18 protein-coding genes are annotated in these 26,561 nt (G+C 72.4%); 9 read left to right on the top strand and 9 right to left on the bottom strand.

All coding sequences use genetic code 11. From position 1 onward, the window contains the following. Positions 1-18: 18 nt before the first annotated feature. Together ABD946_RS37330 and ABD946_RS37325 are read left to right on the top strand one after the other, a co-directional pair. On the top strand, positions 19-1,386 hold the full coding sequence (locus ABD946_RS37330; RefSeq protein WP_345290188.1) for an L-serine ammonia-lyase: 1,368 nt from the start codon (positions 19-21) through the stop codon (positions 1,384-1,386). Positions 1,387-1,484: 98 nt separating this feature from the next. Beyond that, a complete protein-coding gene (locus ABD946_RS37325; protein WP_345290187.1) occupies positions 1,485-2,348 on the top strand; it encodes an AraC family transcriptional regulator in 864 nt (287 codons plus the stop codon). A gap of 25 nt (positions 2,349-2,373) precedes the next feature. Here ABD946_RS37325 and ABD946_RS37320 read toward each other — a convergent pair whose 3' ends face one another. The 4 genes from ABD946_RS37320 to ABD946_RS37305 form a co-directional block, all read right to left on the bottom strand. Then, on the bottom strand, positions 2,374-2,877 hold the full coding sequence (locus ABD946_RS37320) for a DinB family protein (protein WP_345290185.1): 504 nt from the start codon (positions 2,875-2,877) through the stop codon (positions 2,374-2,376). A 259-nt stretch (positions 2,878-3,136) separates the two neighbouring features. Next, positions 3,137-3,556, bottom strand: coding sequence for an ATP-binding protein (locus ABD946_RS37315; RefSeq protein WP_345290184.1), 420 nt, complete (start codon positions 3,554-3,556; stop codon positions 3,137-3,139). 311 nt (positions 3,557-3,867) lie between these two features. Beyond that, complete coding sequence (locus ABD946_RS37310; RefSeq protein WP_345290183.1) at positions 3,868-5,151, bottom strand: L,D-transpeptidase; 1,284 nt, start codon at positions 5,149-5,151, stop codon at positions 3,868-3,870. Between the two features lie 144 nt (positions 5,152-5,295). Beyond that, positions 5,296-6,489, bottom strand: coding sequence for a L,D-transpeptidase (locus tag ABD946_RS37305; RefSeq protein ID WP_345290182.1), 1,194 nt, complete (start codon positions 6,487-6,489; stop codon positions 5,296-5,298). Positions 6,490-6,710: 221 nt separating this feature from the next. Between ABD946_RS37305 and glgX the strand changes: the two genes are divergently transcribed. Beyond that, positions 6,711-8,906 (top strand): glycogen debranching protein GlgX, encoded by a 2,196-nt coding sequence (gene glgX / locus ABD946_RS37300; RefSeq protein ID WP_345290180.1) that lies wholly within the window; start codon positions 6,711-6,713, stop codon positions 8,904-8,906. Here the strand turns inward: glgX and ABD946_RS37295 are convergent, their stop codons facing one another. After that, on the bottom strand, positions 8,907-10,073 hold the full coding sequence (locus tag ABD946_RS37295) for a family 2 encapsulin nanocompartment cargo protein terpene cyclase (RefSeq protein ID WP_345290179.1): 1,167 nt from the start codon (positions 10,071-10,073) through the stop codon (positions 8,907-8,909). A gap of 220 nt (positions 10,074-10,293) precedes the next feature. Between ABD946_RS37295 and ABD946_RS37290 the strand changes: the two genes are divergently transcribed. Beyond that, positions 10,294-12,135: an ABC transporter ATP-binding protein gene (locus tag ABD946_RS37290; protein WP_380150120.1), complete on the top strand. Its 1,842-nt coding sequence runs from the start codon at positions 10,294-10,296 to the stop codon at positions 12,133-12,135. Then, on the top strand, positions 12,132-13,964 hold the full coding sequence (locus ABD946_RS37285) for an ABC transporter ATP-binding protein (protein ID WP_345290178.1): 1,833 nt from the start codon (positions 12,132-12,134) through the stop codon (positions 13,962-13,964). Before ABD946_RS37290 ends, ABD946_RS37285 begins: the two co-directional genes overlap by 4 nt. A gap of 181 nt (positions 13,965-14,145) precedes the next feature. Here ABD946_RS37285 and ABD946_RS37280 read toward each other — a convergent pair whose 3' ends face one another. The 4 genes from ABD946_RS37280 to ABD946_RS37265 all read right to left on the bottom strand — a co-directional run bounded on the left by ABD946_RS37280 (position 14,146) and on the right by ABD946_RS37265 (position 19,364). Beyond that, positions 14,146-15,237, bottom strand: a complete 1,092-nt coding sequence (locus ABD946_RS37280; protein WP_345290177.1) for an AAA family ATPase — start codon at positions 15,235-15,237, stop codon at positions 14,146-14,148. Further along, complete coding sequence (gene pnuC / locus ABD946_RS37275) at positions 15,234-15,812, bottom strand: nicotinamide riboside transporter PnuC (RefSeq protein WP_345290175.1); 579 nt, start codon at positions 15,810-15,812, stop codon at positions 15,234-15,236. Before pnuC ends, ABD946_RS37280 begins: the two co-directional genes overlap by 4 nt. 67 nt (positions 15,813-15,879) lie before the next feature. Continuing rightward, entirely contained in the window at positions 15,880-18,549 is a 2,670-nt protein-coding gene (gene glgP / locus ABD946_RS37270) for an alpha-glucan family phosphorylase (protein WP_345290174.1), read from the bottom strand. 569 nt (positions 18,550-19,118) lie between these two features. Continuing rightward, positions 19,119-19,364 (bottom strand): hypothetical protein, encoded by a 246-nt coding sequence (locus tag ABD946_RS37265; protein WP_345290173.1) that lies wholly within the window; start codon positions 19,362-19,364, stop codon positions 19,119-19,121. Between the two features lie 4 nt (positions 19,365-19,368). On the opposite strand from ABD946_RS37265, the gene ABD946_RS37260 reads away from it, so the two are divergent. The 4 genes from ABD946_RS37260 to ABD946_RS37245 all read left to right on the top strand — a co-directional run bounded on the left by ABD946_RS37260 (position 19,369) and on the right by ABD946_RS37245 (position 26,492). Next, a complete protein-coding gene (locus tag ABD946_RS37260; RefSeq protein ID WP_345290171.1) occupies positions 19,369-21,336 on the top strand; it encodes an alpha-1,4-glucan--maltose-1-phosphate maltosyltransferase in 1,968 nt (655 codons plus the stop codon). A gap of 348 nt (positions 21,337-21,684) precedes the next feature. Continuing rightward, a complete protein-coding gene (gene iscB / locus ABD946_RS37255; protein WP_345290170.1) occupies positions 21,685-23,070 on the top strand; it encodes an RNA-guided endonuclease IscB in 1,386 nt (461 codons plus the stop codon). Next, positions 23,067-24,770, top strand: a complete 1,704-nt coding sequence (treS, locus tag ABD946_RS37250) for a maltose alpha-D-glucosyltransferase (protein ID WP_345290168.1) — start codon at positions 23,067-23,069, stop codon at positions 24,768-24,770. The genes iscB and treS overlap by 4 nt, the downstream gene beginning before the upstream one ends. Positions 24,771-25,007: 237 nt before the next feature. Continuing rightward, positions 25,008-26,492 (top strand): maltokinase N-terminal cap-like domain-containing protein, encoded by a 1,485-nt coding sequence (locus ABD946_RS37245; protein WP_345290167.1) that lies wholly within the window; start codon positions 25,008-25,010, stop codon positions 26,490-26,492. The last annotated feature ends 69 nt before the right edge of the window (positions 26,493-26,561 follow it).

The raw sequence follows: 26,561 nt of genomic DNA, 5'->3' as shown, positions 1-26,561 counted from the left end.
GACAAGGACGTCACCTCCGTGGCCATCAGCGTCTTCGACCTCTTCTCCATCGGTATCGGCCCCTCCAGCTCGCACACCGTAGGACCGATGCGCGCGGCCCGGATGTTCGCCCGCCGCCTCAAGTCCGAGAGCCTGCTCGCGCAGACCGTCTCCGTCCGGGCCGAGCTGTTCGGCTCGCTCGGCGCCACCGGCCACGGCCACGGCACCCCCAAGGCCGTCCTGCTCGGCCTGGAGGGCAACTCCCCGCGCACCGTCGACGTGGACCAGGCCGACCTGGACGTGGACCGGATCAAGGCCGAGAAGCGCCTGCACCTGCTCGGCGTCCAGGACATCGCCTTCGACCCGGACACCCAGCTGGTGCTGCACCGCCGCAAGAGCCTCCCGTACCACGCCAACGGCATGACGCTCTGGGCCTTCGACGCCGAGGGCGCCACCCTGCTGGAGAAGACCTACTACTCCGTCGGCGGCGGCTTCGTGGTGGACGAGGACGCGATCGGCGTCGACCGGGTCGTGCCCGACGACACCGCGCTGCGCTACCCCTTCCGCACCGGCGAGGAGCTGCTCCGGCTCACCCGGGAGACCGGCCTGTCGATCTCCGGCCTGATGCTGGAGAACGAGAAGGCCTGGCGCTCCGAGGCCGAGATCCGGGCCGGGCTGCTGGAGATCTGGCGGGTCATGCAGGAGTGCGTCTCGGCCGGCATGAACCGCGAGGGCATCCTGCCCGGCGGCCTGAAGGTCCGCCGCCGGGCCGCCTCCGGCGCCCGCGCGCTGCGCGCCGAGGGCATCGGCCCGGCCAACGCGATGGAGTGGGTGACCCTCTACGCGATGGCGGTCAACGAGGAGAACGCCTCCGGCCAGCGGGTGGTCACCGCCCCGACCAACGGCGCCGCCGGGATCATCCCGGCCGTGCTGCACTACTTCATCAACTTCATCCCGGGCGCCGACGACGACGGCATCGTCCGCTTCCTGCTGGCCGCCGGCGCGATCGGCATGCTCTTCAAGGAGAACGCCTCCATCTCCGGCGCCGAGGTCGGCTGCCAGGGCGAGGTCGGCTCGGCCTGCTCGATGGCGGCCGGCGGCCTGGCCGAGGTGCTCGGCGGCTCCCCTGAGCAGGTCGAGAACGCGGCCGAGATCGGCATCGAGCACAACCTCGGCCTCACCTGCGACCCGGTCGGCGGCCTGGTTCAGATCCCCTGCATCGAGCGCAACGGCATGGCCTCCGTGAAGGCCGTCACCGCCGCCCGGATGGCGCTGCGCGGCGACGGCCGCCACCACGTCTCCCTCGACAAGGCGATCAAGACCATGAAGGAGACCGGGGCCGACATGAAGATCAAGTACAAGGAAACCAGCCGCGGCGGCCTCGCCGTGAACGTCATCGAGTGCTGACCCGGGTCCTTCGGTGACCTGACCGGAACGGGCACGGACTGTCGGGTCCGGGCCCGTTCCGCTTTTCTACGGTGGGAGCACAAGGGAAGGAGACCCTGGTGCTGGAAGGCCTGAACCGGGCGCTGGACCACCTCGAAGAGCGGCTCGAACTGCCGCTCGACGTGGCGGAGTTGGCGCGGATCGCGACCACCTCGGAGTACCACTTCCGGCGGCTGTTCTCGGCACTGGCGGGCATGCCGCTCTCGGAGTACGTGCGGCGCCGGCGGCTGACGCTGGCCGGAGCCGAGGTACTGGCCGGGGAGCGGACGCTGCTGGAGGTCGCGGTCCGGTACGGGTACGGCTCGGGCGAGGCGTTCGCGCGCGCGTTCCGGGCCGTGCACGGGGTGGGGCCGGGCGAGGCCCGGCGCCGCGGGGGCGAGCTGACGGCCCAGCCCCGGCTCTCCTTCCGACTCGTCGTCGAAGGGAACAGCAGCATGCGGTACCGGATCGCGCACAAGCCGGAGTTCACCCTGGTGGGGCGGATGGCCCGGGTGCCCCTGGTGCACCGGGGGGAGAACCCGCACATCGCCGCGTTCCTGCGCGGCCTCGGACGGGCCGAGCTGGAGCGGATCGCCGGGCTGGCGGCGCCGGGGGCGGAGCCCGCCGGGATGCTCTCGGTCTGCGACGGCCTCGACCCGAGCCGGGCCGAGGGCACCGAACTCGACTACTACCAGGCGGTGGTGGCGCCGGATCCGGTGCCCGAGGGCTTGGACACCCTGGTGGTCCCGGCCGGGGAGTGGGGGGTCTTCGAGACCTCCGGCCCGTTCCCGCAGGCCCTCCAGGAGCTCTGGCGGGACGTCTTCACCCAGTGGTTCCCGTCCGGTCCGTACCGCAGCCGCCCGGGCCCCGAGCTGCTCGCGCTCGGGTCCTTCCCGGACGGCTCCGACACCACGGCCCAGCTCTGGATCCCGGTGGAGCGCTGAAGCCCTGACGGACGGTCGGCCCGAGTCAGTCGCCGGTGGTGCCGTCGGCCATCTCGCGCAGCAGGTCCAGGTGGCCGTTGTGCCGGGAGATCTCCTCGACCAGGTGGAAGAGGATCCAGCGGAGGTTGATCCGGGTGCCGCCGCGGACGGTGCCCACGGCCCAGGTGTCGAGGTCGAGCTCGCCCACCAGCGAGCGGTACCGCTCGATCTCCTCCTGGTACTCGGCGACCAGGGTGGCGATCGGCACCTCGGCGCCGATCCGCATCTCCCGGTCCGGGTCGTCCTTGGTCCAGGGCCCGCGGTCCTCGCCGCCGAGCAGCACCACGTCGAACCACCAGTGCTCCACCCACCGCAGGTGGCTGATCAGCCCGCCGAGGGTCATCAGCGGCGACCCGGGCAACGGCGCCTTCCCGGCGTCCGCCGGGTCCAGCGCGTCGACCTTGGCCAGTGCGGTGGCCCGGGCGTAGTCGAGGAAGGTGAGCAGCGTGGTGCGCTCATCGAGGGTCTGGGGCATATCGGTACGAGTCATCGCGCCGCATCATGGCGGAGGCCGGGCGCGATGTCGACTGAATAATCAAAGGAAGGCGGGCGAATCTATGCGATTAGCGAAGGTGAAGTAGCTTACAAACCTTTCGTTCGATTTTGCCCACATCCTGAGACCGTGCGATAGTCAGTGCATCGACACCCGCGCGGCACGCACCCCCCTGGCCGGCGCGGTGACATCTGCAGGGGCCCCCGCGCCGCACCACGGCCATCCGGGGGCCCCGCACTGTTTTCCGGATCCGCCGTCAGCCCTGGGCGCGGTCGCGGATCTTGAGTTCGAACCAGACGCCCTTGCCGCGCGGCAGCAGGTCGGCACCCCAGCGCTCGGCGAGGGTGTTGACCAGGAGCATGCCGTGGCCGGTCTCGCTGCCGGGCTCGGCGAGGACGAGGCAGGGGAGGGCCCGGGAGGAGTCGCGGACCTCGACGCGGAGCCAGCCGGGGCGGCGGGTGAGGCGCAGGCCGATGGTGCGGCCGCCGGTGTGGCGGACGGCGTTGGCCATCAGCTCGCCGGTCAGCAGCTCGCCGACCTCCAGTAACTGGTGGAGCCGCCAGCCCTGCAGGACGGTGAGGACCACCCGCCGGGCGGTACCGACGAGTTCGGGGCGGGAGGGGAGGAAGACCTCCTCCTCGGCGGCGACTTGGGCGCAGAGGCGGCCGAAGTGCACGCGCTCGACCTCCTGCGGGCTGAGTCGTTCCAGAGTCTCCAGGGCGAGCACCCCACCTTCCGCGATGTCCGACGGGCCGTCAGCAGTCGCTCCGGCTGCCGGAAGTGATGCCCACTCTGCTTCGCCCCATCCCGCCATGCGCCAATCATTGCGGACTGCGAGCGCCCGCGTACTGACAATGAGTAAACGATCACTATTCGGCTGGCATATGACAGACGCAACGCTCCCCCGACTCGCACAGCAGAACGGCCCGGACCCCCAAAAAGGGGCCCGGGCCGAACAGTTGAGCCATTTTCTGGCTTACAGGAGGCCTACCAGGCGCTCCACGCCATGGTCCAGCCGCTGAGCCCGTTCTCACCGGAGACCGTCTTGCCCTTGGCGTTCTGGATCTTCACCACGTCACCGACGATCGAGTCGGCGAAGAACTTGCCGGCCGTGGAGCCGTCGCTGCCGCCCTTGGTGTCCTGGAGGCCGATGCAGCCGTGGCTGGCGTTGTACTTGCCGAAGGCGCTGCCCCAGTAGTTGCCGTGCACGTAGGTGCCGGTGTTGGTCAGCCGCATGGCGTGCGGGACGTCGGAGATGTCGTACTCCGAGCCCTTGATGTTGGAGACGGTGGCCGAGTTCATCCGGGTCACCTTCTCCTTGCTGGAGATGACCATCGTGCCGTTCCAGGACGGGTTCTGGTCGTCCCCGGCGGTGATCGGGATGGTCTTGGAGACCTTGCCGTCCCGCTGCACCGTCATCTGGTGGGTGGCCGCGTCCACCACGCTGATCTGCTCCCGGCCGATGGTGAACGGCTCGTCCCGGTCCACGTCGCCGAAGACCCCGGGCGAGACCTCGACGTTCTTCAGCCGGTACTTGATGGTCACCTTGGTGCCCGGCTTCCAGTACTTCTCCGGCCGGAAGTCCAGCCGCTGGGTGCCGAACCAGTGGCCCTTGACCACGGCGCCGTTGCTGCTCTCGAAGGTGATGCCCTTGAGCACCGCCTCCTTGTTCTTCACCGGCTTGGAGAAGTTGACCGAGACGATCATCCCGACGCCGTAGGTGCCGCCGTCCGAGATGTTGTCGTTGCTGGAGACCAGCTTGGCCGGGGTGAGCGTGGTGAAGCTGGAGGTGGTCGCGGAGACCAGTCCGTCGGTGTCCTTGGCCTGGGCGCTCACCTGGTAGGTCATGCCGACCTTGAGCGGGCCGTCCGGCTTCCAGCTCTTGCCGTCGGCGGCGGTCTTGCCGGGCACCGCCTTGCCGTTCTTGTCCGTCACCTCGACGGTGGTCAGGGTGCCCTGGGCGACCGCGACGTTCAGCGCCTCGTTCGGGTTGACGTCCTGGGAGCCGTCCTTGGGGGTGACGGTGAGCACCGCGGCCGAGTTCTTCGGCGTGCTCTCGGCGGGGCCGGAGGCCGCGCCCGAGGGCTGGCCGGAGCCGCCGTCCGCGGCCTGGCCGCCGGTGGCCGAGGAGCCGCCCGAGCTCCCCGAGCCGGACGAGCCCCCCGAGCCGCCGCAGGCGGCCGTCAGCAGCAGCGCACCTCCGACCAGGACGGCCACGGCGGCCCGTCGGCCTCTGACTATCGCGGCGTCGGCCGCTCGCACCGGCTTCACTCTGCGCTCCCCATCCGGATGTCCACGCCTTCTATACGCGTCGGCCGGTGGTTCGGTTGCACCCGGCCCGGGCGCGGTGTGCGAAGGATATCCGGGGAGTTCCGGTGAACTCCGGGCGGGAGGGTGGTGAAGGGTCGGTGCCGGTCAGCGCAGGCCGAGCGCGCTGCCCGCCCGCCACTGGTCCCAGCTGAGGTTCCACCCGTTCAGGCCGTTGTCGGCGGGCACCCGGTCCCCCTGCCGGCCGCGCACCTCGATCACGTCGCCGATGCCGGACTGCTCGAAGAACCAGCCGGCCGGGGAGGAGTCCGAGCCGCCCTTGACGTCGGCCAGGCCGATGCAGCCGTGGCTGGTGTTGGCACTGCCGAAGACGTCCCGGGAGGCCCAGTAGTTGCCGTGCACGAAGGTGCCGGAGGCGGTCAGCCGCATCGCGTGCGGCACGTCCTTGATGTCGTACTCGTCGCCCAGGCCGACGGTCTGCGAGTTCATCCGGGTGACGGAGAACTTCTCCGAGATCACCATGGTGCCCAGGTAGGTGGAGAACTCCGGACTGCCGCCCGAGACCTTCAGGGTGCGCACCACCCGCCCGTCCTGACGGACCGTCATGGTGTGCGCGTCCAGGTCGACGGTGGAGACCACCGAGCGCCCGACGGTGAAGTGCACGTCCTTGGACTGGGTGCCGTAGTCCCCCGGGGCGCCCTGCACGTCCTTCAGCCGCAGCGACAGCGTCACCTTGGTGCCGGCCGCCCAGTACTTCTCCGGGCGCAGGTCGAGCCGCCGGCCGCCGAACCAGTGCGCGGCCACCGGCACCGGCGGGTCCGCGGTGACCGAGACCGCCCTCTCCACCGCGGCCCGGTCGGTGATCGGACGGGTGAAGCGGAGCGAGACGGGCATCCCGACCCCGACGGTGGAGCCGTCCTCGGGGGTGAAGAAGGCGGCGAAGGTGTGGTCGGGGGCCAGCGTGGCGAAGGCCACGTGCTGGGCCGCCTTCAGCCCGGCCTGGTCCTCGGCCACCGTGTCCAGGGTGTAGGCGGTGGCCAGCGCGAGCCGCCCGTCCGGCACCCAGGAGCCGTCCGGGCCGACCTTCCCCGGGACCTCGGTGCCCTTCTGGTCGGCCAGGCGGACGGAGACCAGCCTGCCCTGGGCCGCCGTCACCTTGACCGGCCCCTCGGCCGGCACCTCCTGCGCCCCGTCGGCCGGGGTGCTGGTGATCACCGCCCGGGAGACCGCCGGGCTCGCCGACGCGGCGGCGTCGGTGCTCGGAGCGACCTGCCGCTCGCTGGTGCAGGCGGTCAGCAGGCAGAGCCCGACCGCCACCACGACCGCCACCCGGGAGCGCATGCCGTTCCTCCGTACCTACCCCAGCCGTCAACAACCGCCCGGCATAACGACCCTGATCCCGTGCGGACACGTGGGAGCCGATTCCCGCAGGAGACGTCGGAACGGGTCGGCACGCGACAGAATCGTTCAACGACACGATCCGTCACGTGACAGCGACAGCCGATCAGGGAACAAGAGCTAGGCGGGGCCCGGGACGTCCCGCGCTGGGAGAGGTGCGGCCGATGACGGCTTGGCAGCGGCGGGAACGGGCGGAACACGGCGCGATCGACCCGGCGGTGCCCTGGCCCGGCAGCTGGCAGCCGCTCGGCGCGCGCTTCCGCACCGACCAGGACGGCAGCCGGGGCACCAACTTCGCGCTCTGGGCACCGGACGCCGAGGGGGTCGAGCTCTGCCTCTTCGCCGAGGACGGGACCGAGACCAGGCACCCGCTCACCGAGCGGACCTTCCAGACCTGGCACGGCTACCTGCCCGGGGTGCTGCCCGGCACCCGCTACGGCTACCGGGTGCACGGCCGCTGGGACCCGTGGACCGGGGCCCGGTGGAATCCGGCCAAACTCCTCCTCGACCCGTACGCCCGTGCGGTGGACGGGAGTTACACCGCCCACGACGCGGTCTGCGCCGCCGTGCGGGGCTGGCCCGAGCAGGACGTGGCGGACACCGTCCGGGACAACCGGGACTCCGCGCCGTACGTGCCCAAGGCGGTGGTGGTCCACGACGACGACGACTGGTACGACGACCAGCGCCCGAAGACCCCGTGGGCCGAGACCGTCCTGTACGAGCTGCACGTGCGCGGCTTCACCATGAAGCACCCGGGCGTGCCGCGCGAACTCCGCGGCACCTACGCCGGGTTGGCCCACCCGGCGGCCATCGGCCACCTGGTCGACCTGGGCGTCACCGCGGTCGAGCTGCTGCCGGTGCACCAGTACGCCGACGAGGACCACCTCCAGCAGCGCGGGCTGACCAACTACTGGGGCTACAACACCCTCGGCTTCTTCGCCCCGCACGCCGGCTACGCCGCCACCGGCAGCCGCGGCCAGCAGGTCGGCGAGTTCAAGCGGATGGTCCGGGCGCTGCACGCGGCCGGCATCGAGGTGATCCTCGACGTGGTCTACAACCACACCGCCGAGAGCGGGGTGATGGGCCCCTCGCTCTCGCTGCGCGGCATCGACAACGCCGGGTACTACCGGCTGGACCGCAGCCGCCGCGGCTACGCCGACTACACCGGCTGCGGCAACACCCTGGACACCCGCCAGCCGCACACCGTCCGGCTGATCACCGACTCGCTGCGCTACTGGGTCACCGAGATGGGCGTGGACGGCTTCCGCTTCGACCTGGCCGCCGCCCTGGCCCGCGGCTCGGACGGGGTGGAGATGCACCACCCCTTCCTCGGCGCCGTCTCCCAGGACCCGCTGCTCAGCCGGGTGAAGCTGATCGCCGAGCCCTGGGACGTCGGCCCGGGCGGCTACCAGGTCGGCGGCTTCCCGCCGCTGTGGGCCGAGTGGAACGACAAGTACCGGGACGCCGTCCGGGACTTCTGGCGCGGCGCCCGGCTGGACGTCCGCGAGCTGGGCTACCGGCTCTCCGGCTCCTCCGACCTCTACCAGCGCGGCGGCCGCCGCCCGTACGCCTCGGTCAACTTCGTCACCGCGCACGACGGCTTCACCCTGCGCGACCTGGTCTCCTACGACCACAAGCACAACGAGGCCAACGGCGAGCAGAACCGGGACGGCACCGACGACAACCGCTCCTGGAACTGCGGCGTGGAGGGCGAGACCACCGACCCGGCCGTCCGCTCCCTACGGCTGCGCCAGCTCCGCAACATGATGAGCACCCTGCTGCTCTCCACCGGCGTGCCGATGATCACCGCCGGGGACGAGCTGGGCCGCACCCAGGGCGGCAACAACAACGCCTACTGCCAGGACAACGGGACCAGCTGGCTGGACTGGTCGCTGCTCGCCAGCCCCGAGTGGCGCGAACTCACCGCGCTCACCGGCCGGTTGATCCGGCTGCGGCGCAGACACCCGGTGCTGCGCCAGCGCGCCTTCTTCTCCGGCCGGGCGGCCGCCCCGGGCGGGCAGCGGGACCTGGTCTGGTTCAACGCGCGCGGCAAGGAGATGACCGAGGGCGACTGGTACGCCCCCGACGGGGTGCTCGGGATGCTGCTCTCCGGCTCCGCGATGTCCGAACGGGACGAGCACGGCTGCGAGCTGACCGACGACAGCTTCCTGCTGCTGCTCAACGGCGGCTCGGTCGACGTCCCCTTCACCCTGCCCGGCGACCCCTGGCCCTGCCGCTACGAGACGGTGGTGGACACCGCCCGCCCCGGGGACGGGGACCCGGGGCGGGGCGGGGCCGTCACGCTGGCCGCGCGCTCGCTCGTCCTGCTGCGCGCACCCGCCGACGGCCGCCGGGAGTGATCAGCCCTCGTGGTACTTCGGGCTGGTGCGGTGCCACTCGTGGTTGCCGCCCAGCCAGGCGTACACACCGGCCAGGTAGCGGGCCAGGGCGGGCGAGCCGGTCGGGACGAGCAGGGCCGCCTCGGCCTCGAAGGTCCGCACCAGCTCGTCGTGCACCTCGATGCTGCGCCGCACCGCCTCCTCCGTCGAGCACCCCTCCTCGGCGGCGACCAGGGTGGGCAGGTTGAAGTCGAGCGTGCCGGAGCGGCTCTCCTTCGCCATCGAGTAGAGGTCGTTGACCAGCACACTGGCCAGCGAGGCGGTGGTGACCGCCCGGCGGACCCGGGGGTCGGCGTACTCGGCGGCCGGCAGCTCGTAGCCGCCGACCGGGTCGATCAGCGCGATGCAGGGCAGGAAGCTGTTCGGCTGACGGTTCACCAGGTACTGCCAGACCGGCGGCAGTTCAGCAGCCATCCGCCAGGCCGCCTCGGCCCCGAAGGCGACGAAGATGGCCGCCAGCTCGTGCTTGAGCCGGGCCACCTGCTGCGGGGAGGCGTACCGGGCCAGGTGCTCCAGCGCGCTGCGCAGCGCGACCAGCACCGGGTCCTCGCGCAGGCCGCGCTCCAGCCGGGGCGCGTACCGCAGCGGCAGGTGCGCCGGGTCGACGGCCGCGTTGGCCAGCAGCAGCCGGGCCCCGGCCAGCTCGGGGACGGCTCCGTCGGCCTCCTCGTCGCAGTAGTAGTCGTCCACCGCCCACTCGGCGAGCGCGCACTTGGCGGCCGCCAGCAGCCGGTCCGGGTCCTCGGTGTCGGGGTGGGTGAGCATCAGCAGCCGCCCGAAGTGCGCGGCCCGCAGCTTCTCCAGCCGGTCGGCGTAGATGCCGCAGTCGCCGGCCCAGGCGACCAGCCGCTCGTTCACCTCCTCGCCGAGCGCCGGGTCGTCCCGGACCGGCGGCGGGCAGTGCAGCGACAGCCCGGGCCGGTCCGCGGCCCCGGGGGCGGGCAGCGGCCGGAACGCGCGGGCGGCCGAGGTCCCGAGCCCGGTCGGGCCGTTCAGCCGCGGCCGGGGCACCCCGCCGGGGCCGGGCGGGACGGGACTCGGGGCCGGACGGGCCAGGACCCCGGCGGCGACCGCCACCAGTTCGCCGACCGGGGCCCCGGCGAGCACCCGGGCCAGGGGGGACACCATCGCGGCACTCCTTCTTTCGCGCACCGGAGCGGCACGCTCCGAGGTGATCGAACCGCACCGGCCGGGGGCGCCCACAAGAGGCGGCCGTCGCGCGGCCTCCGCGCGGAGCGGCCCGCCCGCACCGTCCCGCCACACCCCCCTCCCACCGGTGGCCGGTTCTCGCCGACAGGGCCGTAAAACCGGATGAGAAATGTCAGCGGATCGGCTTACCCTCTCGGCCGTGGCCGAGAAACAGCAGCTCAGTACCGTCGACACACCGTCACCTCCCGCCGCGCAGGCCCCGCCGAGACGGTCCACGGTGCGCTCGCTGCTGCGCCTGTGGCCGTACGCGAGGACCGCCCGCTGGCGGATCGCGGGCTCGGTCACCGCCGCTTTGCTCGCCTCCGGCAGCGTGCTGCTGGTACCGCTGGTGCTCCAGCGGATCGTGGACGGGCCGATCGCCCACCGCGACATGTCCGCGCTCTGGCCGCTGGCCGGGCTGCTCCTGCTGCTGGGCTTCGCCGAGGCGGGGCTGTTCGGCGTCCGCCGGGTGATCGTGGCCCGTCCGCTGGCGGAGGTGGAGAGCGCCATGCGCGGCGACCTCTACGCCAAGCTCCAGCGGCTGCCGGTCTCCTTCCACGACCGCTGGCCGTCGGGTCAGCTGCTCTCCCGGGCCACCTCCGACATGTTCACCATGCGGCTGTTCCTCGCCTTCCCGCTGGTCTTCCTGATCGTCAACTCGCTGGTCTTCCTGACCGGTTCGGCGATGCTCTTCGTCCTGGACTGGCGGCTCGGGCTGATCATGCTGCTGCCGGTCGCCCCGCTGGTGCTGCTGACCAGCCACTTCGAGGGCCGGTACGCCGCCGCCGCGCGGCAGGCCCAGGACCAGACCGGCGACCTGGCCACCGTGATCGAGGAGTCGGTGCTCGGCATCCGCATCCTCAAGGCCTTCGGCCGCCACCGGACCATGGCCGAGCGCTTCAAGCGGCAGACCGAGGAGCTGCGCACCACCGAGATCCGCAAGGCCGACATGCTGGCCAACCTCTGGGCGGTCATCGTCGGCCTGCCCGAGGTCGCGCTCGGCATCGCGCTAGCCGTCGGCGCCGTCCTGGTCGCCGACGACCAGCTGACCGTCGGCACCCTGGTCGCCTTCCTCTCCATCGCGCTGGCCCTGCGCTGGCCGGTCGAGTCGCTCGGCTGGCTGCTGGCCTACGCCAACGAGGCCGCCACCGCCACCGACCGCTACTTCGAGGTGATGGACGAACCCGAGGACGACCTCTCCGCCGCGGCCCCCGCTCCGCCGGCCGCCGAGGACCGGGGCATCCGCTTCTCCGGCGTCCGGTTCCGCTACCCCGACGCGCCCGCCGACTCCCCCGACCTGCTGGACGGGATCGACCTGCACGTACGGCCCGGCGAGACGATGGCCCTGGTCGGCTCCACCGGCTCCGGCAAGACCACCCTCACGGCCCTGCTCCCCCGGCTCTACGAGACCACCGGCGGCACCGTCACCCTGGACGGCCGGGACATCCGCTCGATCCCGCTGCCCGAGCTGCGCGAGCTGGTCAGCGTCGCCTTCGAGGAGCCCACCCTGTTCTCCGCCTCGGTCCGGGAGAACGTCCTGATGGGCCGTCCGGACGCCACCGAGCAGGAGCTGGCCACGGCGCTCGCCACCGCCCAGGCCGGCTTCGTCGACCGGCTGCCCGACGGCACCGCCACCGAGGTCGGCGAGCAGGGCCTGAGCCTCTCCGGCGGCCAGCGCCAGCGCCTGGCACTGGCCCGCGCCGTGGTCGGCGGCCCCGAGTTCCTGGTGCTCGACGACCCGCTCTCCGCACTCGACGTGCACACCGAGGCCCTGGTCGAACGCGCCCTGCGCCAGGTGCTGGCCGACACCACCGCCCTGGTGGTCGCGCACCGCCCCAGCACCGTGCTGCTCGCCGACCGGGTCGCCGTGCTGGCCGACGGCCGGATCGCCGACGTCGGCACCCACCAGGAGCTGCTGCACCGCTCCCCCGCCTACCGCGAGCTGATGACCGGTCAGGCCTCCGCCGACTCCGATGCTCAGGAACGGAGCCTCGCCCGATGACCACCACCGTGCAGAGCCCGCCCGTCGAGGCCGAGGAGGAGCTGCCGCCGCCCTCCGACGACCAGGACATCCCCGTCCCGGCCGGCGCCCCCCGCAAACTGCTCGGCGAACTGCTCGGCCCGCACCGCCGCCGGATCGCCTTCGCCATGCTGGTGATCCTGCTCCAGCAGGCCGCCCTGCAGTCCGGCCCGCTGCTGGTCGCCGTCGCCATCGACCGCGGCGTCCCCGCCATGCGCGAGCACGACGCCGGCCCGCTGATCGCGGTGATCGCCGCCTACCTCGGCTGCGCCGCGCTCTCCACCGTGCTGCAGCGCGCCTTCATCCGGCTCAGCGGCCGGATCAACAACGACATCCTGCTCACCCTGCGCGGCCGGATCTTCCGCCACGCCCAGCGCCTCGGCCTGGACTTCCACGAGCGCTACACCTCGGGCCGGATCATCTCCCGCGCCACCAGCGACGTGGACGCCCTGCGCGAGCTGCTGGCCGAGGGCCTCCAGGAACTGCTCACCGTCGGCCTCTCGGTGGTGTACATCTCCGCCGTCCTGGTGGTGATGGACTGGCGGCTCGGCCTGGCCGCGCTGCTCTCCTTCCTGCCGATGTACCTCACCGTCCGCTCCTTCCGCCGCCGCTCGCTCAAGGTCTACCGGCGCTCCCGGACGGCGGTCGCCTCGGTGATCGTCCGCTTCACCGAGACCATGAACGGCATCCGCCCGGTGCAGGCCTTCCGCCGCGAGGCCGCCAACCAGCGGGCCTTCGACCTGGTGAACCGTCAGTCCGCCCACGCCACCGCCGACGGCCTGCTGGAGATGGCCCGCTACGTCACCATCTCCCGCGCCACCGCCAACACCTGGATCACCGGCGTCGTCCTGCTCGGCGCCGTGCTGGCCGCCGACGGCGGCCTGGAGCTCGGCGTGCTCACCGCCTTCGTGCTCTACCTGCGCCGCCTGTACGACCCGCTGGACCAGCTGGCGATGTTCCTGAACAGCTATCAGTCCGCCGCCGCCGCACTGGAGAAGATCGCCGGCCTGCTGGCCCACGAGCCCAGCGTGGCCGAGCCCGCCGCCCCGCAGGCGCTGCCCGCCGCCGACGGCAAGGGCCGAGAGGTCGCCTTCCGGGGCGTCCGCTTCGCCTACCCCTCCGGCGCGGAGGTCCTCCCCCGCTTCGACCTGGTCCTCCCCGCCGGGCAGACCACCGCCGTGGTCGGCGCCACCGGCGCGGGCAAGTCCACGCTGGCCAAGCTGCTGGCCCGCTTCTACGACCCCAGCGAGGGCTCCGTCCGCCTCGACGGCGTCGACCTGCGCGACCTGCCCACCGAGGAGCTGCGCCGGGGCGTGGTGATGGTCACCCAGGAGTCCTTCCTCTTCTCCGGCACCGTCGCGGAGAACATCGCCATCGGCCGGCCCGGCGCCACCCGCGCCGAGGTCGAACAGGCCGCCCGGGAGATCGGGGCCCACGAGTTCATCGCCGTCCTGCCCGACGGCTACGACACCGACGTCCGCAAGCGCGGCGGCCGCATCTCGGCCGGCCAGCGCCAACTGGTCGCCTTCGCCCGGGCGCTGCTCGCCGATCCGGCGGTGCTGATCCTCGACGAGGCCACCTCCTCGCTGGACGTGCCGGGGGAACAGGCCGTCCAGCAGGCCATGCGGACCGTCCTGGCCGGACGGACGGCAGTGATCATCGCCCACCGCCTCTCCACCGTCGAGATCGCCGACCGCGTCCTGGTCCTCGACCAGGGCCGCATCGTCGAGGACGGCACCCCCGCCACCCTCATCTCCGGCCAGGGCCGCTTCGCCGACCTCCACCAGGCCTGGCGCGACAGCCTGGTCTAGGCGGAAGCGCCCCGCAGGTACTCGGGTGGTTGCGCCCCGCAGGGGCGCGAGGAACTGCGCGCAGGGGAACGGCAGCACGTGCAACTGGCTGACGGTCGTTCAGTTGCCGGTGCGCCGCCTTCCGATTCGCGCAGTTCCTCGCGCCCCTGGGGTCGCTGCCCTGCCGAAGCCCGGCCGATGCTCAGCCCAAGGGGTCGGCGAGGTTCCAACCGGTCGCCAGGATCTCGTCGACCGCGGCCAGGGCCGCCGCGAGGCGTTCCGTGCGGGTGCCCGTCAGTTCGCGCCAGGGCACCGCCCCCGCGCCCAGCACCTCGCGGAAGCGCCCGGTCATCCACCCCCGCAGGTGCTCCCCGTCCCGCAGGCCGTCGTCGTCGAAGGGCACGCCCTCGTCCGAGGTGAGCAGGTACAGCGCCCGCGGCGGCAGCCCCCCGGCGAGGGCCCGTACCGGGTCCGTCACCGCCCCCACGTACCGCTCCTGCCAGACCGTCGTCGCCAGGGCGTCCGTGTCGCACACCAGCACCGGCCCCCCGTCCCGGGCCGCCCGGTCCTCCGCCTCGGTCTGGCGCCGGCAGACCAGTTCGAAGTCGGCGTCCGTCCACTCCAGGTCGAAGACCGTCGGCACCGGCCCGCCGGCCGCGGCCACCGCCCGCGCCACCGCGAGCTTCGCCACCGTCAGCTCCCGCCCGTACTCGGCGACCCAGCCGGTCCGGGCGTGCGGGCCGCCGCGGGCCCGCAGTGCCGCGGCCAGGTCGCGGGAGAGCGTGGTGGTGCCGGTGGACTCGGCGCCGAGCACCACCACCCGCCGGGCCAGCCATCCCCGGACGGGCGGCTCCAGCTCTCCCCAGTGCGCCACCGGATCGGCCCGGACGGCGGTCCCCGAGACCGCGAAGGTCTCCCGTCCCACGTCCAGGACCACCGGCGCCGCCCCGAACCGCCGCGCCAGCTCCACCCCGTAGGGCTCCGAGCTGAACACCGCCTCGACCGGCCCGTCCCCCGCCGTCAGCGCCGAGCGCATCAGCGCGACGTGTCCGGCCCAGATCTCCTCGTCCTCGTAGTCCACCGGCAGGTTGTCGACCACCCCCGCCACCGTCGCCCCGGGATGGGCCGACCGCAGCCAGGCCACCCGCTCGGCGAGCGGGATCGTCTCGACGTCCGCCGCCATCACCACCACCGTGAGCCGCTCGCAGGCGTCCGCGGCGGCCCGGACCAGGAAGTGGTGGCCGGCGTGCGGCGGGTAGAACTTGCCGATCACCAGGCCGTGACGGAACGTCATGCCGCCACCCCCACCGCGGGCTCCGGGGCGGCCGCGCGCCGCCAGCCGCGCAGCCCCGCCACGCACAGGCCGAGGAACAGCAGGTACACCACCGAGGTCAGGTAGAGCCCCTTCGCGGCGTACAGCGGGACGTACACCAGGTCGGCGGCGATCCAGAACCACCAGGTCTGCACCTTCTTGGTGTTCAGCAGCCACTGGGCCACCAGCGAGAGCGCGGTGGTCAGCGCGTCCCAGAACGGCGCGCTGCCGTGCGCCCACCCCAGCAGGGCGGCCAGCCCCGCGGTCACCGGGACCAGCAGCAGCCCCAGCAGCACCGTCTCCCGCGCCGAGGCGTACCGCACCTCGCGCCCGAGCCGCCGCTCCCCGCCGCGCACCCACTGCCACCAGCCGTGGGCGGCCAGCACCAGGAAGACCACCTGGAGCCCGGCGTCGGCGTACAGGCCGGCGCCCCAGAACAGCAGCAGGAAGAAGACGTTGTTGGCCATCCCGACCGGGAAGTTCCACACCTTCGCCCTGACGGTGAGCCAGACGCACACGGCGCCGGTGACGAATCCGAGTACCTCGGTCCAGGACATGACGACGACCCCTCCTGCTTAATGTCAGAGTGACGATAAGCGGAAGGGGTCAGCCGCGCAAGGGATTTCAGCGCAGGACGCCGGTCTCCATCCCCGCCGTCTCCGCCGGGAGGGCGACCAGGCCGAGTTCGGCCGGGGAGGCGAGCAGGCGGTGGGAGGGGAGGACCCGGACCGTGTAGCCGAACGGGCCGGTGCGGGAGAGTTCGAGGGTGCCCTCGTAGCGGTGGCGGCCGTCGAGGTCGGGACCCCCGGTGGGCTTGAGGGCGAGGGTGACGGCGTCGGAGATGCCGTCGGTCTCGTCCACCCGGCCGGAGACGACCTGGACCTCGACGTCGGCGGCGTCCAGGGTGCCGAGCGCGACCTGCACCCGGACGGTCAGGGCGGACCCCAACTCCTGCGCCTCGGCCGAACCCTCGGCCTCCACGTGCTCGACCCGGACCGACGGCCAGGCCTCCCGGACGGCGGCCTTCCAGTCGGCAAGCTCCCGGGCGCCCAGGTGCCCGCCGGCGGCCAGCTCGCGCTGGGCCTCGGCGGCCGGGGCGTACAGCCGCTCGACGTACTCCCGGACCATCCGGCCGGCCAGCACCTTGGGCCCGAGGGTGACCAGGGTGTGCCGGACCATCGCGATCCAGCGGTGCGGCAGCCCGTCCGCGCCGCGGTCGTAGAACCGGGCCGCGACCTGGTGCTCGATCAGGTCGTAGAGGGCGGCCGACTCCAGGTCGTCCCGCCGCTCGGCCTCCGGGCTCTCCGGGTCGAGGGTGGCCGAGGCGCCGTCGGCGGTGGGGATCGCCCAGCCGTTCTCGCCGTCGTACCACTCGTCCCACCAACCGTCCAGGATGGAGAGGTTGAGGCAGCCGTTGAGGGCGGCCTTCATCCCGGAGGTGCCGCAGGCCTCCAGCGGGCGGAGCGGGTTGTTCAGCCAGACGTCGCAGCCCGGGTAGAGGTGCCGGGCCATCGCCATGTCGTAGTCCGGCAGGAAGACGATCCGGTGCCGCACCTGCGGGTCGTCGGCGAAGTCCACCAGCTGCTGGATCAGCCGCTTGCCGCCCTCGTCGGCCGGGTGGGCCTTGCCCGCCACCACGATCTGCACCGGCGTGGTCGGGTGCAGCAGCAGGGAGCGCAGCCGCTCCTGGTCCCGCAGCATCAGGGTGAGCCGCTTGTAGGAGGGCACCCGGCGGGCGAAGCCGATGGTGAGCACGGACGGGTCGAGCACGGAGTCGACCCAGCCCAACTCGGCGTCGCCGGCTCCGCGCTGGCGCCAGGAGGCGCGCAGCCGGAGCCGGGCCTCCTCGACCAGCTGGGTGCGCAGGGTGCGGCGCAGCTCCCAGACCTCGGTGTTGCCGATCCGCTCCAGGCCGGTCCAGCGGCGGGCCTCGCCGGTGGCCATCGCCTCCTCGATCCGCTCCTGGCCGAGCTCCCCGGCGCCGAGCCGGACCACCGCGGGGTCGATCCAGGTGGGGGCGTGGACGCCGTTGGTGACCGAGGTGATCGGCACCTCGGTGGCGTCGAATCCCGGCCAGAGTCCGTTGAACATGCCCCGGCTGACCTCGCCGTGCAGGGTCGAGACGCCGTTGGCCCGCTGGGCCAGCCGCAGGCCCATGGCGGCCATGTTGAAGAGCTTGGGGTCGCCGCCGAGCCAGCTCTCCACCCCGAGCGCGAGCACCTGCTCGACGGGGACGCCGGGGAGTGCGGCGTCGCCGCTGAAGTGACGGGCCACCAGCTCCCGGTCGAAGCGGTCGATCCCGGCCGGGACGGGCGTGTGGGTGGTGAAGAGGGTCCCGGCGCGGACCGCCTCCAGGGCCGCGGAGAAGCCCAACTGTTCGGGCCCGTTGATCAGTTCGCGGATCCGCTCGACGCCGAGGAAGCCCGCGTGGCCCTCGTTGGTGTGGAACACCTCGGGCGCCGGGTGGCCGGTGAGCCGGCAGTACGTCCGGACCGCCCGGACGCCGCCGATGCCCAGCAGCATCTCCTGCAGCAGCCGGTGCTCGCTGCCGCCGCCGTAGAGGCGGTCGGTGACCTCGCGCTCGGCGGCGTTGTTGCACTCGATGTCGGAGTCGAGCAGCAGCAGCGGCACCCGGCCGACCTGGGCCTTCCAGATCTGCGCGGTGAGGCTGCGGCCGGCGGGGAGCGCGAGCTCGACCCGGCAGGGGGTGCCGTCGGGCCCGCGGAGCAGGCTGACGGCCAGCTCGTCCGGGTCGAGCAGGGGGTAGCGCTCCTGCTGCCACCCCTCGCGGGAGAGCGACTGACGGAAGTAGCCGTGCCGGTAGAACAGGCCGACGCCGACCACCGGGACACCCAGGTCGCTGGCGGCCTTGAGGTGGTCCCCGGCCAGGATGCCGAGGCCGCCGGAGTACTGCGGGAGCGCGGCGGCGATGCCGTACTCCGGCGAGAAGTACGCGATCGCGGCGGGCAGCGCGCCGGCGCCGTCGCCGGCCGCCGGGGCGGACTGGTACCAGCGCGGTCCGGTCAGGTAGTCGCGGAGCTCGTCGGCGAGGTCGTTCAGCCGGCGTAGGAAGCGGCGGTCGGCGGCCAGTGCCGCCAACCGGTCCGCCGGCACCTCGCCGAGCAGCCGCACGGGGTCCTCACCGACCGCGGCCCAGACCTCCGGATCGACGGAGCGGAAGAGCTCCCTCGTCTCCGGGTGCCAGGACCAGCGGAGGTTGAGCGCGAGCTCGTGCAGCGGCTGGAGTTGTTCGGGCAGGACGGTGCGCACGGTGAATCTGCGGATTGCCTTCACGGCGTGCAGCCTAGACCCGGCGGGCGAGCTGAAGGTCCGTCAACTGACGTATTCGGCACCCGGACGGCCCATTGATGAGATCGCAACGGGCGCATTCGGCGGCATGGGGGCGCGCGGGGGCGCATTCAATTCCGCGCCCGCCCCGGGGGCACGTGAACTCTCCGCAACGCGCGCGTTTCCGCTGGCCGATTCACCCCTGCATACCGTCCGAAATCACCCGCTTACCCATCCGTAGGTCTTGCCGAGGGTGCCAGGATGGACAAAAGTCGGAGCTGCGGCGGGGAGTGCGATCCGGGTGGCGCCTCCTCTGCCTGCTTCACGTCCGGAAACCCTCCTTGCCGACGATATTTCAATTTCCTTAGCCCATTCGGTCTGTGTGCTCGTGATCAGGCGTGTCCTCGTACACCTGCCCGTCGTTCTCGGTTGGGTTGGGTCGCACGGGAGCGCGCCCGATGCGACGCGCGCCGGGACGCGCGCGGGCAGGTCTCCGGAGCAGGTCCTCTCTCACCCACGCAGTCCCCCCTCGGGCAGGAGTCAGGCATGCACGGTGACACGCGGGATCAACCGACTCACGGCGCGGCGGCCCTCGAACCGCCGTCGGAACCGGAGCTCCCCGCCCCTCGGACGGCCCGCAAGGGCACCACCCCGCGCAGGACCACCACCACGAAGACCAGCGCCACCACGAAGACCACGGCCACGAAGACCGCGACCACCACCACGAAGACCGCCACGAAGACCCCCACCAAGACCGCCGCCGCCGCCAAGAAGACCACCGCCCCCCGGAAGACCACCGCCCGCAAGACGACAGAGAGCACCACCGTGATCGGCCGCATCCCCGTCCTGGACGTCTCCCCCCAGATCGACGCCGGGCGCCGCCCGGCCAAGGCGGTGGTGGGCGAACGGTTCCAGGTGACCGCCACCGTCTTCCGCGAGGGCCACGAGGCGGTCAACGCCAACGTGGTGCTCCGCGACCCGCGCGGCCGCAGCGCCCCGTGGACCCCGATGGAGGAACTCGCCCCGGGCACCGACCGCTGGGGCGCCCACGTCACCCCCACCGCGCCGGGCCGCTGGTCCTACCTGGTGGAGGCCTGGGGCGACCCGGTGGCCCACTGGCGCCGGACCGCCGGCATCAAGCTCCCCGCCGGGATCGACACCGCGGTGGTCCTGGAGGAGGGCGCCGCCCTGCTGGAGCGCGCCGCCGCCGGCGTGCCCAAGAAGGAGGGCCGGGCGCACGTGCTGGCCGCCGCCGACGCGCTGCGCGACACCGAGCTCTCCCCGCTCTCCCGGCTGGCCGCCGCGCTGGCCCCCGAGGTCACCGCCCTGCTGGAGCGCTACCCGCTGCGCGAACTGATCAGCTCCACCCGGCCGTTGCCGCTCCAGGTGGACCGGGAGCGGGCGCTCTACGGCTCCTGGTACGAGTTCTTCCCCCGCTCCGAGGGCGCCCTGGTCGACCCGGACGGCAACCACCCGCCGGTCTCCGGCACCTTCCGCACCGCCGCCGAACGGCTCCCGGCGGTGGCCGCGATGGGCTTCGACGTGCTCTACCTGCCGCCCGTCCACCCCATCGGCCGGGCCTACCGCAAGGGCCCCGACAACTCCCTGACGGCGGGTCGGCACGACGTCGGCTCCCCCTGGGCGATCGGCTCCCCCGAGGGCGGGCACGACGCGGTCCACCCCGACCTCGGCACCATCGAGGACTTCGACTTCTTCGTCGCCGAGGCCAACGCGCTCGGCATCGAGGTCGCCCTGGACTTCGCCCTCCAGTGCTCCCCGGACCACCCCTGGGTCAACAAGCACCCCGAGTGGTTCAGCCACCGCGCCGACGGCACCATCGCCTACGCCGAGAACCCGCCGAAGAAGTACCAGGACATCTACCCGATCGCCTTCGACCAGGACTTCGACGGCCTGGTCAAGGAGACCCTGCGGGTCCTGCGGCACTGGATGGCCCACGGCGTCCGGATCTTCCGCGTCGACAACCCGCACACCAAGCCGGTGCTGTTCTGGGAGAAGGTGCTCGGCGACATCGCCCGCACCGACCCCGACGTGGTCTTCCTGGCCGAGGCCTTCACCCGCCCGGCGATGATGCACACCCTGGGGAAGGTCGGCTTCCACCAGTCCTACACCTACTTCACCTGGCGCGAGACCAAGGACGAACTCACCGAGTACCTCACCGAACTGACCGGTGACGCCGCCTCCTACATGCGCCCCAACTTCTTCGCCAACACCCCGGACATCCTGCCCGGCCACCTCCAGGACGGCGGCCCCGCCGCCTTCGCCCTGCGCGCCGTCCTCGCCGCCACCCTCGCCCCGAGCTGGGGGATCTACGCGGGCTTCGAGCACTACGAGAACCAGCCCGCCAAGCCCGGCTCCGAGGAGTACGCGAGCTCCGAGAAGTACGAGCTGCGCCCGCGCGACTGGTCCCGCACCGACACCCTCGCCCCCCTCATCACCACCCTCAACCAGCTGAGGCGCCGTCACCCCGCCCTCCAGCAGCTGCGCGACCTGGTCTTCCACCCCACCGACAACGACGCCCTGATCGCCTACTCGAAGACCGCCACCACCGAGGACGGTCTCACCGACCACGTCCTCACCGTGGTCAACCTCGATCCCCACCACCCCCAGGAAGCCACCGTCACCCTCCCCTGGGACGGCCCGCTCGCCGTCCACGACGAACTGACCGGAGCCTCCTGGACCTGGCACCGCCACAACTACGTCCGGCTCGACCCCACCACCGGGCCGGCCCACCTCCTCACGGTTCGGAGGAACCCTCAGTCGGCCACTCCCTGACCACCGGTCAGGCCTGTCGGCAACCCGGCGGGCCGAGGTCGACCAGCCCAAGTCATCGGGATCGCGAGATCGAAGGAGGTGCATTCGATGACTACGTTCACTTCAGGTGAGAACACCCACCGGGCCGTGCCTCCTCAGCGGCCCGCTCTGGAACGCGCAGGAGCAGACAACCCCTCGGGAGGGGCCGAAACGGCGTGCGCGCTCCCGGCCCCCGAGCCGGGCACCGGGACTGGACCTCGGCGAGAGGAGACCCACCCGGACCGCACCCGTCCGGGCGGGCGTCACCCGTCGGCCCCCGCCGACGGAGCATCCGGAGGCCTTGCGGCCCCCACCCCCGGCGCACCACTGGTGTTCGTCCTGGACCGTCAGGGTCTGCCGCTGATGCCGTGTCAGCCGGCCCGGGCCCGGCAACTGCTCGACAGTCGACGGGCTCGTGTCGCCAGGGCGGTTCCGTTCACCATCCGCCTGACGGACCGTCTGCTGGCGGACAGTGCCGTCGACGGCGTCGCGGTCCGGGTGGATCCCGGTGCCACGTCCACCGGCCTGGCCGTGACCCACGACCTCCAGCGTGCCGGGGCCGTCCTCCGGCGGGGCCTGTTCGCCATCGAGCTGGCCCACCGGGGCACGACGATCCGGACGCGGCTGGCCAACAGGGCAGCGTTCCGGCGTCGGCGCCGGAGTGCCAACCTCCGCTACCGCTCGCCCCGGTCCGCCAACCGCGGCCGGCCCTCCGGCTGGCTACCGCCCTCGCTCCGGCACCGGGTCGACAGCTCCCTCTCGGTGGTCCGCCGGCTCTGCCGTCTGGCCCCCGTCCGGGAGGTGCACGTGGAGAGCACCGCCTTCGACCTGCAAGCGATGGCGGCGGGGCGGCCGCTGACCTCCCTCGAGTACCAGCAAGGCACCCTGTTCGGCTATGAGGTCCGGCAGTACCTGCTGGAGCGCTGGAACCACCGCTGTGCGTTCTGCGGGGCCGGCCGGGTCCCGTTCCAGATCGATCACATCCGGCCGCGCTCGTCGGGCGGTTCGAACCGGATCTCCAACCTCGCGCCGGCCTGCGCCGCCTGCAACCGGGCAAAGGCGGCCCGGTCCGTGGAGGAATTCCTGACCGGCCGTCAGGACGTGCTCGACCGGCTGCTCTCCCAGGCCCAGGCCCCGTTGCGGGGCGCGACCGCCATGAATGTCACCCGGAACGCGCTCACTTCCTCACTCGGCGGGCTGGGCCGACCGGTCCACGCCTGGTCGGGCGGCCGCACCGCCCACAACCGCCACCGTTCCGGCCTGCCGAAATCCCACACCCTCGACGCACTGACGGTCGGCGCGCTGGCGCCGGACACCCGTATCGCGCGTCACCCGGAGATCGTTCTCCGGATGACGTGTTCCGGGCGCGGCACCCACCAGCGCACCGTGCCCGACCGCAACGGCTTCCCCAGGCTGACCAGGCCGAGGAACAAGCACGTCCACGGCTTCGCCACCGGCGACCTCGTACGGGCCCGGATCCCGACCGGGAAGCACCGTGGCCGGCACACCGGCCGGGTCGCCGTCCGTACCAGCGGCCGCTTCGACATCAGGACCTCCACCGGGCTGATCCAGGGCGTCAGCCACCACCACCTCCGACTCGTCCAACGAGCGGACGGCTTCGGGTACACCACCCGGGCCGAGGAGCCCCCGGTGACCCTCACACCCCTCTTGGCACCCGCCCGCGCGCGGATCCACCCCTCCCGGAGGCCTCAGTGACAGTGAACGATCCCGTGCCCGACACCTTCGCCGAGTCCTCGCCGGGGCAGCGCGACCCGGAGTGGTTCAAGCGGGCGGTGTTCTACGAGGTCCTGGTGCGCTCGTTCCAGGACAGCAACGGGGACGGGGTGGGCGATCTCAAGGGCCTCACCTCGAAGCTGGACTACCTGCAGTGGCTCGGCGTGGACTGCCTCTGGCTGCCGCCGTTCTTCGCCTCGCCGCTCAGGGACGGCGGGTACGACGTGGCCGACTACAAGTCGGTGCTGCCGGAGTTCGGCGACCTGGCCGACTTCGTGGAGTTCGTGGACGCGGCGCACAAGCGCGGCATGCGGGTGATCATCGACTTCGTGATGAACCACACCAGCGACCAGCACCCGTGGTTCCAGGAGTCCCGCCGCGACCCGGACGGGCCGTACGGCGACTTCTACATGTGGGCCGACGACGACAAGCAGTACCCGGACGCGCGGATCATCTTCGTCGACACCGAGACCTCCAACTGGACCTACGACCCGGTGCGCAAGCAGTACTTCTGGCACCGGTTCTTCTCCCACCAGCCGGACCTGAACTACGACAACCCCCGGGTCCAGGAGGAGATGATCGCGGGGCTGCGGTTCTGGCTGGACCTCGGGATCGACGGGTTCCGGCTGGACGCGGTGCCGTACCTGTTCGCCCGCGAGGGCACCAACTGCGAGAACCTCCCGGAGACCCACGAGTTCCTGCGCCGGGTCCGCAAGGAGATCGACGCGGACTACCCGGACACCGTGCTGCTGGCCGAGGCCAACCAGTGGCCGGAGGACGTCGTCGACTACTTCGGGGACTTCTCCTCCGGCGGCGACGAGTGCCACATGGCCTTCCACTTCCCGGTGATGCCGCGGATCTTCATGGCGGTCCGCCGGGAGTCGCGCTACCCGGTCTCGGAGATCCTGGCCAAGACCCCGACCATCCCCGGCAACTGCCAGTGGGGGATCTTCCTGCGCAACCACGACGAGCTGACCCTGGAGATGGTCACCGACGAGGAGCGCGACTACATGTACGCGGAGTACGCCAAGGACCCGCGGATGCGGGCCAACGTGGGCATCCGCCGCCGGCTCTCCCCGCTGCTGGAGAACGACCGCAACCAGGTCGAGCTGTTCACCGCCCTGCTGCTCTCGCTGCCCGGCTCGCCGGTCCTCTACTACGGGGACGAGATCGGCATGGGCGACAACATCTGGCTCGGCGACCGGGACGGCGTCCGCACCCCGATGCAGTGGACCCCGGACCGCAACGCGGGTTTCTCCTCGGCCGACCCGGGCAGGCTCAGTCTGCCGCCCATCATGGACCCGGTGTACGGCTATCAGGTGACCAACGTCGAGGCGCAGCAGAGCAGTTCGAGCTCGCTGCTGCACTGGACGCGTCGCATGATCGAGATCCGCAAGCTCAATCCGGCGTTCGGCCTCGGCAGCTACACCGAACTGCCCTCCAGCAATCCCGCGGTCCTGGCCTTCGTGCGCGAGCACGAGGGCGACCTGGTCATGTGCGTGAACAACTTCTCGCGGTTCGCGCAGCCGACCGAGTTGGATCTGCGGCGGTACGGGGGACGCTACCCGGTGGAGCTGATCGGCGGTGTGCGCTTCCCGTCCATCGGCGAGTGGCCGTACCTGCTGACCCTGGCCGGGCACGGCTTCTACTGGTTCCAGCTGCGCAATCCTCGCAAGCAGTGAAGTAACGATCAGTCAGTTCACCTGCCACAGGCCCCGGGGGCGCGAAGCACGATCTCGCGCCCCCGGGCTCCGCTCTGCACCACCGCGTACGGAGAACAGCCCAACGGCCACCCACACTATGGCGTGACACCCGAGCCAGGCTCGCGTGCCGTCGCCGCCGCGCCGCCGAAATCCGGAAGACTGACGGACCCGGCCAGACCCGTCGGGCAGTCGGCCCGCTTCCGGGGAAAGGGAGTCATGTCCGAAACCTCCCGTTCTCAGGCCCACCTGCACCAAGATCCGTCCGGAGCGGCCACCGCCCCGGTCGGAGCGCGGAGCACCGGGGTCCGGAGAACCGCTGTCGGGGTCAGCGAGCTGGTCCAGTCCGCCCTGCCGCTGATCGCGGCCTGGCTGCCCGGCCAGCGCTGGTACGCGGGCAAGGGGCGCGCGATCACCGGGCTCACGCCCTTGGTCGGCACCCCGCTCCAGGTCGGCGACCCGGCCCTGCTCCACCTGCTGCTGCGGGTCGAGTACGCGGGCGACGACTCGCCCGGCGAGATCTACCAGCTGATGCTCGGGATCCGTTCCCAGCACTCCCTGGGCCTGCCGCCGACCGCCGTGCTCGGGCGGCTGACCGGCGGCCAGCACGACGGCGCCGCGCTCTACGACGCGGTGCACGACCCGGAGCTGACGGGCCGTCTGCTGGAGCACCTGGCCACCGGTGACCGGTTCGGCGCGCTGTCGTTCCGCCGCACCCCGGGCCCGGGCCTGCCCGCCCACCTGCCCGGCCGGGCCTCCACCGCCGAGCAGTCCAACAGCTCGGTGATCTACGGCACCGAGTTCATCCTCAAGCTGTTCCGCCGGATCAGCCCCGGCACCAACCCGGACCTGGAGCTCTCGCTCGCGCTCTCCCGGGCCGGCTCCACCCGGATCCCCCGGGTGGCCGCCTGGTTCGAGAGCCGGATGGAGGGGGCCGAACCGGCCACCCTCGGCCTGCTCCAGCGCTACCTGCCGGACGCCGAGGACGGCTGGGTGCTGGCCCTGGACCAGGTCGGCCGGCTCAAGGGCGACCCCTCCCCCGGCAACTTCGCGATCGAGGCGCACCGGCTCGGCCGGGCCACCGCCGAGGTCCACCGGGTGCTGGCCCGCTCCATGCCGGTGGCCCGCCTGGACCGCGCCCAGACCAGCCTGCTGGCCGCCCAGATGGCCGACCGGCTGGACCGGGCGGTCACCGCCGTGCCCGGCCTGGCCCGGTACCGCACCGCGCTGCGGGCCGCCTTCCGCGCCCTGACGGCGGATCACCTGGACGGCCTCTCGGTCCAGCGCATCCACGGCGACCTGCACCTGGGCCAGGCGATGCGCACCCCGCACGGCTGGGTCCTGCTGGACTTCGAGGGCGAGCCCGCGAAGCCGCTGGCCGAGCGCAGGCTCCCGCAGCCGGCGCTGCGCGACGTGGCCGCCATGCTGCGCTCCTTCGACTACGCCGCGGCCCACCTGCTGGCCGGCACCCCCGCCGACCCGGAGCTGGCCCACCTGGCCGCCGCCTGGGCCGGGCGCAACCGCACCGCGTACTGCGCGGGCTACACCGCCGGCGGCGGGACGGACCCGCACTCGGCGCCGGAGCTGATGCGCGCGCTGGAGATCGACAAGGCGGTCTACGAGGTGGTCTACGAGGCCCGGCACCGGCCGAGCTGGCTCCCCATCCCGCTGGCCGCCATCAACCGCCTGGCCCTCACCGTCTGACGCCGCCCCCGCTCCCCGCTCCCCCGCCCCGTTCCGACGATCCGCCCGACCCCCCGCAGGAGGACCCCG

Origin of the sequence: Kitasatospora albolonga (genome assembly GCF_039535905.1) — a bacterium.
Lineage (GTDB): Bacteria > Actinomycetota > Actinomycetes > Streptomycetales > Streptomycetaceae > Kitasatospora > Kitasatospora albolonga.
The sequence above is the reverse complement of the archived record's forward strand: the minus strand, read 5'-3'. Positions and strand labels throughout refer to the sequence as shown.